The 15503-nt window shown below is 71.2% G+C and carries 15 protein-coding genes; 4 read left to right on the forward strand and 11 right to left on the reverse strand.

The features are described from left to right. Positions 1-12: 12 nt before the first annotated feature. From nhaA to AC07DC_RS07240, 3 genes are all read left to right on the forward strand, one after another. A complete protein-coding gene (nhaA, locus tag AC07DC_RS07230; RefSeq protein WP_478912745.1) occupies positions 13-1455 on the forward strand; it encodes a Na+/H+ antiporter NhaA in 1443 nt (480 codons plus the stop codon). 69 nt (positions 1456-1524) lie between these two features. Then, complete coding sequence (locus tag AC07DC_RS07235) at positions 1525-1974, forward strand: phage holin family protein (RefSeq protein WP_478912747.1); 450 nt, start codon at positions 1525-1527, stop codon at positions 1972-1974. Positions 1975-1987: 13 nt separating this feature from the next. After that, positions 1988-2911 (forward strand): alpha/beta fold hydrolase, encoded by a 924-nt coding sequence (locus tag AC07DC_RS07240; RefSeq protein ID WP_478912749.1) that lies wholly within the window; start codon positions 1988-1990, stop codon positions 2909-2911. Positions 2912-3368: 457 nt separating this feature from the next. Here the strand turns inward: AC07DC_RS07240 and AC07DC_RS07245 are convergent, their stop codons facing one another. From AC07DC_RS07245 to nth, 3 genes are all read right to left on the reverse strand, one after another. Next, entirely contained in the window at positions 3369-4568 is a 1200-nt protein-coding gene (locus tag AC07DC_RS07245; RefSeq protein ID WP_478912751.1) for a MarP family serine protease, read from the reverse strand. A 106-nt stretch (positions 4569-4674) separates the two neighbouring features. After that, positions 4675-5352 (reverse strand): NUDIX hydrolase, encoded by a 678-nt coding sequence (locus AC07DC_RS07250; protein WP_478912753.1) that lies wholly within the window; start codon positions 5350-5352, stop codon positions 4675-4677. Then, entirely contained in the window at positions 5349-6182 is an 834-nt protein-coding gene (nth, locus tag AC07DC_RS07255) for an endonuclease III (protein ID WP_478912755.1), read from the reverse strand. The genes AC07DC_RS07250 and nth overlap by 4 nt, the downstream gene beginning before the upstream one ends. 253 nt (positions 6183-6435) lie before the next feature. Here nth and AC07DC_RS07260 point away from each other — a divergent pair, with 253 nt between their 5' ends. Next, the gene (locus tag AC07DC_RS07260; protein WP_138357072.1) at positions 6436-7110 is read left to right on the forward strand and encodes a Crp/Fnr family transcriptional regulator; all 675 of its coding nucleotides are present in this window, start codon (positions 6436-6438) and stop codon (positions 7108-7110) included. Between the two features lie 139 nt (positions 7111-7249). On the opposite strand, the gene AC07DC_RS07265 is transcribed toward AC07DC_RS07260, so the two are convergent. From AC07DC_RS07265 to fbaA, 8 genes are all read right to left on the reverse strand, one after another. Further along, a complete protein-coding gene (locus AC07DC_RS07265; protein ID WP_478912758.1) occupies positions 7250-7909 on the reverse strand; it encodes a response regulator in 660 nt (219 codons plus the stop codon). Next, a complete protein-coding gene (locus tag AC07DC_RS07270) occupies positions 7906-9342 on the reverse strand; it encodes a sensor histidine kinase (protein ID WP_478912760.1) in 1437 nt (478 codons plus the stop codon). The genes AC07DC_RS07265 and AC07DC_RS07270 overlap by 4 nt, the downstream gene beginning before the upstream one ends. A 121-nt stretch (positions 9343-9463) precedes the next feature. Continuing rightward, on the reverse strand, positions 9464-10426 hold the full coding sequence (locus tag AC07DC_RS07275; RefSeq protein WP_478914049.1) for an alpha/beta hydrolase: 963 nt from the start codon (positions 10424-10426) through the stop codon (positions 9464-9466). A gap of 15 nt (positions 10427-10441) precedes the next feature. Beyond that, positions 10442-11722: a kynureninase gene (kynU, locus tag AC07DC_RS07280; RefSeq protein ID WP_478912762.1), complete on the reverse strand. Its 1281-nt coding sequence runs from the start codon at positions 11720-11722 to the stop codon at positions 10442-10444. Beyond that, entirely contained in the window at positions 11715-12593 is an 879-nt protein-coding gene (locus AC07DC_RS07285) for a tryptophan 2,3-dioxygenase family protein (RefSeq protein ID WP_478912764.1), read from the reverse strand. The genes kynU and AC07DC_RS07285 overlap by 8 nt, the downstream gene beginning before the upstream one ends. An 83-nt stretch (positions 12594-12676) precedes the next feature. After that, positions 12677-13465 carry a DUF3152 domain-containing protein gene (locus tag AC07DC_RS07290; protein ID WP_478912766.1) on the reverse strand — a complete coding sequence of 263 codons (789 nt, stop codon included), beginning with the start codon at positions 13463-13465 and terminating at the stop codon, positions 12677-12679. Positions 13466-13767: 302 nt separating this feature from the next. Beyond that, positions 13768-14181 carry a DUF3151 domain-containing protein gene (locus AC07DC_RS07295; RefSeq protein WP_478912768.1) on the reverse strand — a complete coding sequence of 138 codons (414 nt, stop codon included), beginning with the start codon at positions 14179-14181 and terminating at the stop codon, positions 13768-13770. A gap of 129 nt (positions 14182-14310) precedes the next feature. Next, entirely contained in the window at positions 14311-15333 is a 1023-nt protein-coding gene (fbaA, locus tag AC07DC_RS07300; protein WP_478912770.1) for a class II fructose-bisphosphate aldolase, read from the reverse strand. Between the last annotated feature and the right edge of the window lie 170 nt (positions 15334-15503).

The raw sequence follows: 15503 nt of genomic DNA on the forward strand, positions 1-15503 counted from the left end.
AGGGCTTCGACCGTGACTGAGCGACCTGTGACCGATCGGCCCGCCGACCGACCCGCCGATCCGCCCGCGACCGGACCCCGCCGCCGTTCCGTTTTCCTCGGACGGCTCTCCCTCCCCGAGCGGACTTTCGTCGCCGACGCGCTGCGCGCCGAGACCGTGGGCGGCGTCCTGCTGCTCCTCGCCGCCGTCGCCGCGCTGATCTGGGCCAACACCCCGGCGCACGAGACCTACGAGACGGTCAGCGAATTCCACTTCGGCCCGTCCTCCCTCGGGCTGAACCTGTCGGTGCAGCACTGGGCGGCCGACGGCCTGCTCGCCGTCTTCTTCTTCGTGGCCGGAATCGAGCTCAAGCGCGAGCTGGTCGCCGGCGAGTTGCGTACGCCGTCCGCCGCGGCGCTGCCGGTCATCGCCGCCGTCTGCGGCATGGCCGTGCCCGCTCTCGTCTACCTGGTCGTCAACACCGTCGGCGGCGGAGCGCTGGACGGCTGGGCGGTCCCGACCGCCACCGACATCGCGTTCGCGCTGGCCGTCCTCGCCGTCATCGGCACCTCGCTGCCGTCCGCGCTGCGCGCGTTCCTGCTGACGCTGGCCGTCGTCGACGACCTCTTCGCGATCCTGATCATCGCGGTCTTCTTCACCTCGTCGATCAACTTCGTGGCCCTCGGCTGCGCCGCGCTGGGCCTGCTGGTCTTCTGGTTGCTGCTCCGCAAGGAAGTGCACGGCTGGTACATCTACCTGCCGCTCGCCCTGGTCATCTGGGGGCTGATGTACAACAGCGGCGTGCACGCCACGATCGCGGGCGTCGCCATGGGCCTGATGCTGCGCTGCTCCCGCCGAGAGGGCGAGGAGCATTCCCCCGGCGAGCACGTCGAGCACCTCGTACGCCCCGTTTCCGCCGGCCTGGCGGTGCCGCTGTTCGCCCTGTTCTCGGCGGGTGTCGCCGTCTCCGGCGCCGCGCTCACCGATGTCTTCTCGCAGCCCGAGACGCTCGGTGTGGTCCTCGGGCTGGTCGCCGGCAAGACCCTCGGCGTCTTCGGCGGTACCTGGTTGGCGGCCCGCTTCACCCGGGCGGAGCTCAACCCGGACCTCAGTTGGCCCGATGTGCTCGCCGTCGCCTCGCTGGCCGGCATCGGCTTCACCGTGTCCCTGCTGATCGGCGAACTCGCCTTCACCGAGGATCCGCTGCTGGCCGACGAGGTGAAGGCGGCCGTCCTGATCGGCTCCCTGATCGCGGCCGTCATCGCGGGCGTCCTGCTCAAGCTCCGCAACAACAAGTACCGGGCGATGTGCGAGGACGAGGAGCGCGACGAGGACGGGGACGGCATCCCGGACATCTATGAGCAGGACAACCCGGAGTACCACCTGCGGATGGCCGAGATCCTCGAACGGAAGGCGGAGGAGCACCGCAGGCTCGCCGAACTGGCCCGGGTCAGAGGCGCGGGTGGGGAGGACTGAGGCATGATCTGTGGGTAACAGTCCCTACCACCTGGTAGCCGGGCATGACGGATACCGACGGAGGATGCGATGAGCGCAGTGGAGCAGGCGGAGGGCGCGAACCGCAGTCTCGGACAGCTGTTCGCCTCCGCCACGGCGGAGATGTCCGCCCTGGTGCACGACGAGATCGCTCTCGCCAAGGCTGAACTGCGCGAGGACGTCAAGCGGGTCGGCATCGGCAGCGGCGCGATCGTGGGCGCCGTCACCCTGGCGTTCTTCGCCCTGCCGATGTTCAGCATGGCGGCGGCCTACGGCATCCACGCCCTCGGGCTGGGCCTCGCCTGGTCGTTCCTGATCGTCGGCGGCGCGTACGTCGTGATCGCCCTCGTTCTCGGGGTGTTCGCTCGGGCGAAGTTCAAGAAGGTGAAGAAGCCGGAGCGCAGCATCGCGTCGGCCAAGCAGACGGCAGCCGTACTCCAGAGCGTCAAGCCGCATCCGCGTGCCCTGGAGTCCAGTACCACGGACGACCTCAAGGTGTGACACGCTCAGCTTCATGACGGTCGCTGGTAATTCCTCGGTTGCACGGCTCGACGGGCCCTGGACGCACCGGGATGTCGCCGCGAACGGCGCGCGATTCCACATCGCCGAGGCCGGCGACGGCCCGCTGGTGCTGCTGCTGCACGGCTTCCCGCAGTTCTGGTGGAGCTGGCGGCACCAGCTGACGGCGCTCGCCGACGCGGGCTTCCGCGCGGTCGCGATGGACCTGCGCGGGGTCGGCGGCAGCGACCGTACGCCGCGCGGTTACGACCCCGCGAACCTCGCGCTGGACGTGACCGGGGTCATCCGCTCGCTCGGCGAGCCGGACGCCGCGCTGGTCGGCCATGACATCGGCGGCTATCTGGCCTGGACCGCCGCGGTGATGCGGCCGAAGCTGGTGCGCCGGCTGGCGGTGTGCTCGATGCCGCATCCCCGGCGCTGGCGTGCGGCGATGCTCACGGACATGAAGCAGAGCGCGGCCGGCTCCTACATCTGGGGCTTCCAGCGGCCCTGGGTGCCGGAGCGGCAGCTGATCGCTGACGACTCGGCGATGGTCGGACGGCTGATCCGGGACTGGTCGGGGCCGCTGCTGCCGGACGAGGAGACGGTCGACGTCTACCGGCAGGCGATGCAGATCCCCTCGACGGCGCACTGCGCCGTCGAGCCGTACCGCTGGATGGTCCGCTCGATGGCCCGTCCCGACGGCATCCAGTTCAACCGGCGCATGAAGCGGCCGGTGCGGGTCCCGACGCTGCATCTGCACGGCTCGCTGGACTCCGCGATGCGCACCCGCAGCTCCGCGGGCAGTGGCGAGTACGTCGAGGCGCCGTACCGCTGGCGGCTCTTCGACGGGCTGGGGCACTTCCCGCACGAGGAGGACCCGATCGCGTTCTCGACCGAGTTGATCAACTGGCTGAAGGACCCCGAGCCGGACCGGTAGTCACCCGGACGGGTGGGTGGTCACCCCGACGGATCGCTGGTGAACCCCGACGACCGGCTGCCGGACCGGCCGTCGGACGGGGAGTCAGCTCGATGGACAGCCCGGTACGACTGTCTGACGATCAGCCAAATGCCGGACGCATACGCCAATTGGGCGACCGCCGCACGATTACCGACCTTGGGCCGCGGGCACGTAGCTCGGTATGGGTTGGACGCACGACTACCGTGATGTATCTCGCACCCGCCGCAATCTCGTCGCAGCTGTCAACCGCGCGACGCCTGCGGCCGTACTCCCCGAGGGGGAGCACCAGATCGGTATCCCACGCATTCTGCGGCGGCGCGCCCGCTGGGTGGGCGCGCGCCTGCGGCACCCCCGCAGCGACTAGCACCCGGGGTACCCCGAACGGTCCTGGCGACGTTCGGGTTCGCGGAGACGTTCCTCGGTTCGGACCGACCTTCTAGAGCGCACAGCCCTGGCTGTCGACCTGGCGGTCAGCGGTGCGACCGGCGGTGATGTCCTCGCGGATCTCGTCCGCGGTCAGCGCGTAGCCGGTGTCCGCGTCGTCGAGGGACTTGGCGAAGATGACGCCTGCCACCTTGCCGTCCGGGGAGAGCAACGGGCCGCCTGAGTTGCCCTGGCGCACCTTGGTGAAGAGCGAGTAGACGTCGCGGTGCACGGTGCCCCGGTGGTAGATGTCCGGGCCGTTCGCCTGGATGCGGCCGCGTACCCGGGCCGCACGGACGTCGAAGCCGCCGTTCTCCGGGAAGCCCGCCACGATCGCGTCGTCCCGGCTGTGCGCGTCGCCCGCGGTGAACTGCAGCGTCGGGGCATTGAGCCCAGGCACCTGCAGGACGGCGATGTCGCGCTGCCAGTCGTAGAGGACGACGCGGGCGTCGTACAGCCGGCCCTCGCCGCCGATCTGCACGGTGGGCTCGCTGACCCCGCCGACGACGTGGGCGTTGGTCATCACCCGGTCCCTGGCGAAGACGAAGCCGGTGCCCTCCAGCACCTTGCCGCAGCTGGGCGCCGTCCCGACGACCTTCACGATGCTCCGGCGGGCCTCGTTGACCACCGGGCTGCTCGCGAGCCTGGGATCGGGCTCGGGCACCGTGGTGATCGGTTCGCCGCCGAAGGGGCTGAAGACCTGCGGGAGGCCGTTCTGCGCGAGGGTCGAGCTGAAGTCGGTGAACCAGTTGTCGGCCTGCTGCGGGATGACCCGGGAGACGCCGAGCAGGACCTTCGAGGAGCGCACCTCGCGGCCTATCGTCGGCAGCGCCGTGGTGGCCAGCGCGGAGCCGATCAGCCAGGCGACGAGCAGCATCGCGGCGACGTTGACCAGCGCGCCACCGCCCGCGTCCAGCGCGCGGGCCGGGGACCACGTGATGCGGGTGCGCAGCTTGTTGCCCAGATGGGTGGTGAACGCCTGGCCGATCGAGGCGCAGACGATCACCACGACGACGGCGATCACCACCGCCACGGACCCGGGCGAGGAGTCGTCGGTGACCTTGCCCCAGATCATGGGCAGCAGGTAGACCGCGGCGAGGCCGCCGCCGAGAAATCCGATCACCGACATGACGCCGACGACGAATCCCTGGCGGTAGCCGACCACCGCGAACCACGCGGCGGCGAGCAGCAGCAACAAGTCCAGCACGTTCATCTAGGTTGACCTCGCGAGGACGGTCCAGCTCGACGGGGGCATCGGCCGGAGGTCCCGGGGGTGCCCCCCAGGAAGACACAGCACGAGCACACGGTCTCATGCCGTCCTATGCGAGCGGCACCGTCCGGCCCCGGTCCCAGGGCTGCTCCCAGCCCGCGAAGTGCAGAATCTTGTCGATCAGACCGGCTGTGAAGCCCCAGACCACCGCGCCCTCGACCAGGAATGCCGGGCCGCGGAAGCCACTGGGGTGCGTCATCGTCGCCCGGTTTGCGGGGTCCGCGAGATCCGCCACGGGGACCCGGAAAACCCGGGCGGTCTCCGCCTGGTCCACCGCGCCGACCGGGCTGGGGGTGCGCCACCAGCCGAGCACGGGGGTCACGACGAACTCGCTGACCGGGATGTACAGCCGCGGCAGCACACCGAAGATCTGCACGCCCGACGGGTCGAGGCCGGTCTCCTCCTCCGCCTCGCGCAGGGCCGCGCGCAGTGGGCCCTCGCCCTCGGGATCGCCGTCCTCGGGGTCGAGCGCACCGCCGGGGAAGGACGGCTGGCCGGCGTGCGACCGCAGCGACGTCGAGCGCTCCATCAGCAGCAGGTCGTGGCCGTGCTCGCCCTCGCCGAAGAGGATCAGCACGGCCGACTGCCGCCCCCGGCCGGACGGGGGCGGCAGAAACCGGCTGAGCTGCTCGGGGAGCACGTCTCCCGCGGCACGGGCCACCGGATGCAGCCACTGGGGCAGGCCCTGGATCGATACGGCCGCCTCGCCGCCACGTGTGGTCGTCATTCGCTCCCCTGCGTCATGGCCGTGGTGCCTGCCGGGACGCCCAGTGCGGGCGCCGGGTCGCCCGGGTAGTCGGACGGTGGCTTCAGGCGCTGGCCGGGGGCGCCGCCCAGCTCGTACTTCAGGAGTTTCTTCGCCTTCTCCGGGTCGGTCTCGCCCTCGCCGTACGACGGGCAGAGCGGGGCGATCGGGCAGGCGCCGCAGGCGGGCTTGCGGGAGTGGCAGGTACGACGGCCGTGGAAGACCACCCGGTGCGACAGCATCGTCCACTCGCTCTTCGGGAAGAGCGCGCCGACCTCCTGCTCGACCTTCTCCGGCTCCTCGGAGGTCGTCCAGCCGAAGCGACGGGCCAGCCGGCCGAAGTGGGTGTCGACGGTGATCCCGGGGACGCCGAACGCGTTCCCCAGGACGACGTTCGCCGTCTTGCGGCCCACTCCTGGCAGCGTGACCAGGTCCTCCAGCCGGCCCGGCACCTCGCCGTCGAACCGGTCGCGCAGCGCCGCGGACAGGCCCAGCAGCGACTTCGCCTTGGCCCGGAAGAAGCCGGTCGGCCGGATCAGTTCCTCCAGCGCCTCCGGCTCGGCCGCCGCCAGGTCCTCCGGCGTCGGATAGGCGGCGAAAAGCCCCGGGGTCGTCTGGTTCACCCGCAGGTCGGTGGTCTGCGCGGACAGGACCGTGGCGACGAGGAGCTGGAACGGGTCCTCGAAGTCGAGCTCCGGATGGGCGTACGGGTAGAGCTCGGCGAGCTCACGGTTGATCCGCCGCGCCCGGCGGACCAGCGCGATGCGTGATTCCGGCTTTTTGGCGGGCTTGAGCGAAGCTTGTTCGCTCACAGCGGAATCAGGGGTCCGGATCACCCGTTCGGCGGTCCCACCCTGCCGTTTCTTCTGCGAACTCGGCGTATCAGACACCCGGCCAGCCTAAGGCTCGGCACTGACATCCGCCCTTGACCACAAGGAACCGACCCCCAATCGGACCCCCGGGGCACGTGCTCGGCGATACATAAGACAGACTTGTGATTGATCGCACTGTTTTGCCAGCGGGCATCACGGGGATCATCCGGCGATGTCGACAAGGAGAGAGCTCGTGGACGACGTTCTGCGGCGCGCGGCGCTTTTTGCGGCGCTCGACGATGAGCAGGCCGCTGAACTGCGCGCCTCGATGACCGAGGTCACGCTCGCGCGTGGCGACGCGCTGTTCCATGAGGGGGACCCCGGGGACCGGCTCTACGTCGTCACCGAGGGCAAGGTGAAGCTGCACCGCACCTCCCCCGACGGCCGCGAGAACATGCTCGCCGTCATCGGCCCCGGCGAGCTGATCGGCGAGCTGTCGCTCTTCGACCCCGGCCCCCGGACCGCCACGGCCACGGCGCTGACGGAGCTCAAGCTCCTCGCCCTGGGCCACGGCGACCTGCAGCCCTGGCTGAACGCCCGGCCCGAGGTCGCGACCGCGCTGCTGCGCGCCGTCGCGCGACGGCTGCGGCGTACCAACGACGTCATGTCGGACCTGGTCTTCTCGGATGTACCGGGCCGGGTCGCGAAGGCGCTCCTCGACCTGTCGCGCCGTTTCGGCGTGCAGTCCGAAGAGGGCATCCACGTGGTGCACGACCTCACGCAGGAGGAGCTGGCGCAGCTCGTCGGTGCCTCGCGCGAGACCGTCAACAAGGCGCTCGCCGACTTCGCCGGCCGCGGCTGGCTCCGTCTGGAGGCCCGCGCGGTGATCCTGCTCGACGTCGAGCGGCTCGCCAAGCGCAGCCGCTGACGGACCCGGTCCGTCCGCTGCCCCACCGCATACCGAAGGCCCCGCCCCTCACCGGGGGCGGGGCCTTCGGCGCGTCCTGAGACCGCCTGGAGCGCCTCCTACGGGGCCCGTGGCCCTCGGAGGCACCCATTCCGGCCCGTCAGCCTCCCGGGGTCACCAGGCGGGCCTCGTAGGCGAACACCGCGGCCTGGGTGCGGTCCCGCAGCCCGAGCTTCACCAGGACCCGGCTGACGTGGGTCTTGACGGTGGACTCGGCGACGACGAGGTGCGCGGCGATCTCGGCGTTCGACAGGCCCTGGGCGACGAGGACGAGGACCTCGGTCTCGCGATCGGTCAGGTCGCCGACCCGGTCCTGGGCCGGCGGCCTGGGCGTACCGAGTCGGGAGAACTCGGCGATCAGCCGCTTGGTGACGGCCGGGGCGAGCAGCGCCTCACCGGCCGCCACGATCCGTACGGCGTCGCCGAGCTGCCGCGCCGAGGCGTCCTTGAGGAGGAAGCCGCTGGCTCCGGCGCGGAGCGCCTGGTAGACGTACTCGTCCAGATCGAAGGTGGTCAGGACGAGCACCTTGGCATCGGCGTCGGCGGCGACGATCTCGCGGGTCGCCTCCAGGCCGTTGACCTCGGGCATCCGGATGTCCATGAGGACGACGTCGGGGCGTAGCGCGGCCACCTGGGCGATGGCCTCCCGGCCGTCCACCGCCTCTCCCACGACCTCGATGTCCGGCTGCGCGTTGAGCAGGACCGAGAACCCCTCACGGACCATCATCTGGTCGTCGACGATCAGCACCCGGATCGTCATACGGGGTCCCCGGCAGACTTCGCCACGGGCTTCGCGCCGGGTTTCGGCTCCGGATTCGGCTCCGGCTTCGGCTTCGGTCCGGGCTTCGCTTCCGGCTTCGGCTTAGCTTCCTGCTTCGGCTCCGGCTTCGGTTCTGCGGCCACCGGGATGAAGGCCGTCACCTCGTAGCCGCCTTCGGCGGTGGGTTCCGCCGTCATCTCGCCGCCCAGCATCGACACCCGCTCCCGCATGCCCAGCACGCCGTGCCCGGCGCCGTGGGAGGGCCTGACCTCCTCGGTGGCCGGGCCGTTGACCACCCGCAGGCCGAGGCCGCCGAGGACGTAGCCGATCTCGACGCGCGTGGCGGCGCCCGGAGCGTGGCGCAGCGCGTTGCTGAGCCCCTCCTGGACGATCCGGTACGCGGACAGCTCCACGCCCTGCGGCAGCGTCCGGACGGCGCCGGTCACCACCTTGTCGACCTCCGCGCCCGTGTCCCTGACGTTGGCCAGCAGCGAGTCCAGGTTGGCGAGGGTGGGCTGCGGGGCCTCAGGGGCGCTGTCGGCGAAGGCGTCGGGATTGTCGGCCCGGACGACACCCAGGACGCGGCGCAGCTCCGTGAGCGCGGCCACCGCGTTCTCGCGGATGATCGCGAAGCTGCGGGTCAGCTCGTCCGGCGGGTTCTCGACGCGGTAGGGCGCGGCCTCGGCCTGGATCGCGATGACGGACATGTGGTGCGCGACGACATCGTGCAGCTCGCGGGCGATGGTCGTGCGCTCCTCCAGGAGGGTGCGGCGCGAGCGCTCGACCTGGGTGACCGCGACCTGCTCGACGACCTTCGCCTGCGTCTCACGCAACCCGCTGACCAGCACCACGGTGAGGAGGACGAGGAACGAGACGACCGACATGGCGAAGCTGTCCGACTCCTGCGAGGGGTTCATGAACGCGAACCCGGCGCCCAGAAGCGTCGTCATCAGCCACATCTCCGCGGCCACCCGGGGCCGCGTACGGATCGCGACGACGGCCATCACCACCAGGTGCGAGACGAATCCGCTCGCCGTCCACGGCCATTCCGAGAACTGGATGCCCGCGGCGCCGCTGAGAAAGCCGGCCGTGAGCGACAACCACCAGGCGCCGACCGGGCGGAAGAGCACGGTGACGAGCGGAATCCCGGTGAGGAGCGCGGCGGCCAGGCCCGATCCGCCCCGCTCGCTCTCGAACTCGTAGCCGACCAGCATGAGGAAGCAGGCGGAAGCCGTCAGAAAGGCGTGCGGCAGCCAGCGCGAGGAGTCGCGGAGCCGGTCGGGGAGCCTGCTCACGAAGGTGCCGTCGGTGGAGCGCGGCGGCAGCGGGCGGAAGGCGAAGGCGTCGGTGATCAGGTCGTCACGCAGCCCCTTCAGCGCGCTCCGGGCTATACGGAGCTCGGTCCGCAGGGTGGTCTGGTTGATGTCGGTCACGCTCACACAGTAGGCAGCGCGCACCGGCGCGTCGTCCACACCGCAGCCGATCTCGCGGCATCCGTCTCAAGGACTACGCGATCCGCCGGAAGGCGGCCCGGGGCGGTCAACGGCCCGGCTGCTACCAGGCGAGTTGCGCGATCTCCTCGGCGACGACGGCGCACGCGCCGGCGGCCGGGTCGATCAGCGGGAAGTGGCCGATGCCGTCCAGTACCGCCTCGGTGACCTCCTCGCCCGCCAGCGCCGCGGCCTGCGCGAAAGCCCTCGCGACCTGCGGCGGAACCTCGTTGTCAGTGGTGCCCTGCACGATGGTTGTGGCGATACCGGTGGGCAGCAGCGCGGCGGGATCGGCGTGGGGCAGCCGCGCCGTGACGTGGTCGGGCCCGCCGAGGAACTGCACCACGGCGTCGGAGCACACGCGCAGCCGGATCGCGGACGCGAAGTCCGCGATCGGCGCGAGGGCGACGACTCCGCGCAACGGGGGAGGCGATGGACGATGCCAGGGGGAATCGAGCGGAAGGGCGTTGCGGGCGGCGGCCCACAGCGCCAGATGACCGCCGGCGCTGTGCCCGGTGAGTACGACCCGCCGCGGATCCACGCTGTCCGCGCCCAGCACCCGCACCGCGAGCGCGGGCAGGGCGTCGACGGCCGTGGCGATGTCGTCGAGGGTGTCCGGCCAACGGCCCGCCGGCGGGGTCTCCTCGCGCGGGTAGGCGCTGCCGTCGCCGCCGGACGGCGGCTCCTCGCCGCCGCGGCGGTACTCCACCGACGCGACGGCGAAGCCGCGGCCGGCGAGGTGGGCGGCGAACGGCGAGATGTGCCGGCGGTCGTACCGCGCGCGCCAGGCGCCGCCGTGCAGGACGACGACGAGCGGCGCGGGCCGCGCGGGGACACCGGGCGCGACACGCGGACGGTAGAAGTCGACGATCTGGTCGGGCAGTTCGCCGTAGGCCGCGGTCATGTCCGGGGGGACGGCCGGGTGCGCGAAGGCCGATGCCTCCTCCGCCTCCGCACGCTTCGCGGCGGCGTCCGCCGGGCCGGGACCGGCCGGGGCAGGTGCGCGGTGGGCGGCGTGCTCGGGCATGGAGGCGGGCATCGGTTATCGGTTCCCTTCGCCGGCGTCGTGGCCGGTTGTCGCGCCGGCTTCGCCGGCCTCTGTTCCGGTCCGCGCACCGGCCTCGTCGTCGACCTCGCGGAGCACGTCGGCGAGTACCCGCGCGGCGCGCTCTGCATCGGCGAACCGCGTGTAGAGCGGGGTGAAGCCGAAGCGCAGGACGTCGGGGCGCCGGTAGTCGCCCACGACGCCACGGGCGGTCAGGCGGCGCATGACCTCGCCCGCGTCGTCGCAGCGCAGCGCGACCTGGCTCCCGCGGTGTTCGTGCGCGGCAGGCGTGATCGAGGAGACCCGGCCGGCCGGCACGTACCGCTCGACGCAGGCGAGGAAGAAGTCGGTCAGGGCCAGGCTCTTGGCCCGTACGTCCGCGATCCCGACTCCGTCCCAGACGTCGAGCGCGGCGTCGAGGGCGAGCAGCGACAGGATGTCGGGCGTGCCGACGCGGCCGCGGACGGCGCCGTCCGCCGGGGTGTAGCCGGGGGTCATGCCGAAGGGGTCGGCATGCGAGTTCCAGCCCGGCAGCGGCGAGTCGAAGCGGGACTGCAGATCGCGGCGGACGTACAGGTACGCGGGCGCGCCGGGGCCGCCGTTGAGGTACTTGTACGAGCAGCCGACGGCGAGATCCACGCCGTGCTCGTCGAGGCCGACCGGCAGCGCTCCCGCGCTGTGGCAGAGGTCCCAGACGACCAGGGCGCCCGCCGCGTGGGCCGCGGCCGTCGTACCGGGCAGGTCGTGCAGCCGCCCGGACCGGTAGTCGACGTGGTTGACGAGCACGACGGCGGTGCGGTCGCTCAGGGCGTCCGCCATGGCCCCGGCCTCGACGGGCCGGACGGTACGGCCGGTCATCCGGGCGGCGGACTCGGCGAGGTAGCCGTCGGTCGGGAAGGTCGCGGCGTCCACGAGGATCTCGGTGCGGTCGTCCCCCGCCATCCGGACGGCGGCCACGACCGCCTTGAAGACGTTGATGCTGGTGGAGTCGCCGGCCACCACCTGGCCGGGGGCCGCGCCGATCAGCGCGCCGATGCGGTCCCCGATCCGCTCGGGTGCGGTCCACCAGCCGCTCTCGTCCCAGGAGCGGATGCGCAGGCTTCCCCATTCGCGCTCGATCACGTCCATCAGGCGGGGCGCGACCGCGGTGGGGAGGGCGCCCAGCGAGTTGCCGTCGAGGTAGACGGTCTCGTCGAGGGTGAACCGGTCGCGGATCCTGGCGAGCCCGTCGGCGGCGTCGAGCTGCCCGGCCTGTTCCCGCGGCGAGGCGTCAGACATGGCTGCGCGCCGTCCACAGCTCGGGGAAGACGTTCTTGGAGGCACGTTTCTCCAGCCAGGCCACGCCCGCGGAGCCGCCGGTGCCGGTCTTGGAGCCCATCGCGCGGCGGGTCGCCACCAGATGGTCGTTGCGCCAGCGCCAGACCAGCTCGGCGACCTCGGTCAGCGCCTCGCCCAGCCGCTGCAGCTCGGCGTCACCGGCGGTGGCCCCGGGAAGGGCCGCGGATCCTTCGGGAGTGGCTTCGGAGGCGGAGTAGATCCGCTGCCAGGCCCGCTCGACGGCCGGGTCGGGCTCGTAGCGCAGCGAGAGATCGCGCTCCAGGAGCTCGGCGGGGATGTCGTGGCCGCGCCGGTGCAGCAGGCCGAGCACCTCGTCGTACAGGCTCGGCTCGTGCAGGGCCTTCTCCAACTCGGCGTGCACGCGAGGCGAGCCGCGGTGCGGGACGAGCATGGACGCCGACTTCTCGCCGAGCAGGAACTCCATCCGCCGGTACATCGCGGACTGGAACCCGGAGCCTTCGCCCAGCGCGCTGCGGTAGGCGTTGAACTGGCCGGGGGTGAGGTGCGCGAGCGGCTTCCAGGAGGCGTTGAGCGATTCGAGTTCGTAGGTGCTGCGCTTGAGCGCCGCCATCGCCCTCGGGATGTCGTCCTCGCGGAGCGCCTGCCCCGCGGTGTGCCACTCGTGGACGAGGACGGTGAACCACAACTCCATGACCTGGGTGGTGACCAGGAAGACCATCTCGCCGGGGTCGTCGGAGAGGGTGTGCTGAAGATGGGTGAGGACATCCGCCTGGACGTAGTCCTCGTAAGGGGTGGTGCCCTGGAAGTCGAGGTTCGGGGTCTCCGGACTCTCGGCCGGTGTTTCGGACATTTCCGTTCCCTTCAGGATCCGGGGCCCGGGGTCGCCGGGCCTCGCCGAGATCATCTGTCGAGTGCGGAGATTCGGCAAGGGTCTCAGGTCACGGGCGGGCCGCTGATGTAGTGCCCCTGCCGGTCGTACGGCCAGGCGTTCGCTTTGCAGCCGTTGAGGCCCTTGATCTGCTGCATCATCGCGGGCGCGAGTTCGCCGGGGCCGGGGCAGCCCTCGTGGCCGTGGCCGAGGCTGTGCCCGACCTCATGGTTGATGATCAGGGCGCGGTACTCCGAGATGGGCCCGGTGAACGTCGGCGAGCCCAGGATCCACCGCCGGAGGTTCACCACCACACCGCCGGGGACCTCGCAGTTCAGCTCGTTCCCGGTGTCCAGATGGATGGCCGCCAGGCAGAGCGCGTCGGCGGTGTCGGGCGTGGCTATGCGGATGACCAGGTCCGCGCTGCCGGACGACACCTGGCGGAAGCCGTGCTTGCCGTCATGGGCCCAGCTGCGGGGGTCGGCGAGAATCGCTCCCACTTCGTCCACCACCTCGTCGGCGGAGAGCTGGATGCCGTCCTCCACCTGGACCCGGTACGTACGTATGAGGCCCTGGCCGACCGTGGAGCCGCTGCCCTTGCCCTTGCCCGCCTTGAAGGTGCCGGGCCCCGACTTCGGCACGGACGTCTTGTCGACGACTTTCGCAGAGGCGGACGACGGGCTCCTGGACGCCTTGGGGGCGGTGCTCGGGGGAGCGTCCTTCGGCGTGGTGGCGGCCGGGGAGGACGGGGCGGGGGGCGCGGTCGGGGCCGACGCGTCCGCTACGTCGTCCGGGCCGCCGCTCCACCATGCGGCGGCGCCGCCGATCAGAACGGCCAGCACGGTGAGAGTCATCAGCAGCCGCATGCGCCGTTGGGCGCGCCGGCGCCGACGCGTGGCCTGGCTCCGGCTCTGCCGTCGGCCGGGACCTCGCTGTCGGTCGCCACGTGCCGCCGGTGCGTGATGCGTCAAAGCTCCCCCTGAAGGCGCCGCCGGAGTGGCGGCCTCCCCGGCCGCCGACTGCTCCCACGGTGCTCACAGACAATGACGCTCACAATCACACATGGGTTCGGTGGAACGCCAAGTCGCGTGAATTTCTTGTCCGTTTTTGCTTCAGTTCGGGGGCAATCGGCGGTCGGCCGGGAGGGCTCGCGGGATCAGCTGAGCGTGTCAGCCGCGGTCGGCGAGCTGTCGCGGAGGAAGGACGAGCAGCGCTCGTACTCCTCCTGCTCGCCGATCGCCTGCGCCGCGCGGGCGAGGGCGTGCAGCGCGCGCAGGAAGCCGCGGTTCGGCTCGTGCTCGAACGGCACCGGGCCGTGGCCCTTCCAGCCGGCGCGGCGCAGCGCGTCCAGGCCGCGGTGGTAGCCGGTGCGCGCGTAGGCGTACGACTCGACGACGTGGCCCGCTTCGAAGGCGTCGTCGGCGAGCTGGGCCCAGACCAGGGAGGAGGCGGGGTACTTCGCGGCTACCTCGGAGGGCGCGGTGCCGGAGGCGAGCAGCTCGCGCGGCTCCGGGTCGTCGGGCAGATGGGTCGGGGGTGGTCCCCCGAGAAGGTCTTTGTGAATGGCCATGGGTTCCAGTCTGCCCTGTCCGGGACGGCAAGCAGCCCCCCGGGCCGGAACGGCGGGCCCGGAGGGCTGCTGCGGAGCGGTGCTCCTGGGGAGCGGTGGAGCGGTGGAGCGGTCGTGCCGTGCTGCTGCTTACTTGATCTTGTTGCCCGCGGAACGCAGGTTCTCGGCGGCGACGACGACGCGCGCGGCCATGCCCGCCTCGGCGGCCTTGCCCCAGACACGGGGGTCGTAGACCTTCTTGTTGCCGACCTCGCCGTCGACCTTCAGTACGCCGTCGTAGTTGCGGAACATGTGGTCCGCGACCGGGCGGGTGAAGGCGTACTGCAGGTCGGTGTCGATGTTCATCTTGACGACGCCGTTCTCCAGGGCCTCGTTGATCTCCTCGATCGTCGAGCCCGAACCGCCGTGGAAGACGAAGTCGAAGGCGTTGGCCTTGCCGTGCTTCTCGGCGACCGCGACCTGGAGCTCCTTGAGGATCTCCGGGCGCAGCACGACATTGCCCGGCTTGTAGACGCCGTGCACGTTTCCGAAGGAGGCGGCCAGCAGGTAGCGGCCCTTCTCGCCCAGGCCGAGGGCCTCGACGGTACGGAACGCGTCGTCCGCGGTGGTGTAGAGGGAGTCGTTGATCTCGTGCGAGACACCGTCCTCCTCGCCACCGGTCGGGGTGATCTCCACCTCGAGGATGATGTTGGCCTTGACGGCCTCGGCGAGCAGCTCCTGCGCGATGGCGAGGTTGTCGTTGAGGTTCTCCGCCGAGCCGTCCCACATGTGGGACTGGAAGAGCGGCAGGCGGCCGGCGGCGACGCGGTCCTGCGAGATCTTGAGCAGCGGACGCACGTACGCGTCCAGCTTGTCCTTCGGGCAGTGGTCGGTGTGCAGCGCGACGGTGACCGGGTACTTCTCGGCCACGATGTGCGCGAACTCCGCCAGCGCGACCGCGCCGGTGACCATGTCCTTGCTGTACTGGCCTCCCAGGAACTCCGCACCACCGGTGGAGATCTGGATGATGCCGTCGCTCTCCGCCTCGGCCAGGCCGCGCAGCGCGGCGTGCAGCGTCTGCGACGAGGTCACGTTGATGGCCGGGTAGGCGAACTTGCCTGCCTTCGCCCGGTCGAGCATCTCGTTGTAGACCTCGGGGGTTGCGATGGGCATTTGTCCGCTCCTCGTGATGTGCGGGTCCTGATACTGCGGTACGACGTCTTTGTCGGCACCATCCTCCCAGAGACCCGCTCGAACACCACCTCGGTGCACACCTCACATGCGACGGCCCCCTGAACGTTCCACGTGGAACGTTCAGGGGGCCGGTAAATCCGCAGGTCAGA

Source organism: Streptomyces sp. NPDC045021 (assembly GCF_056432645.1).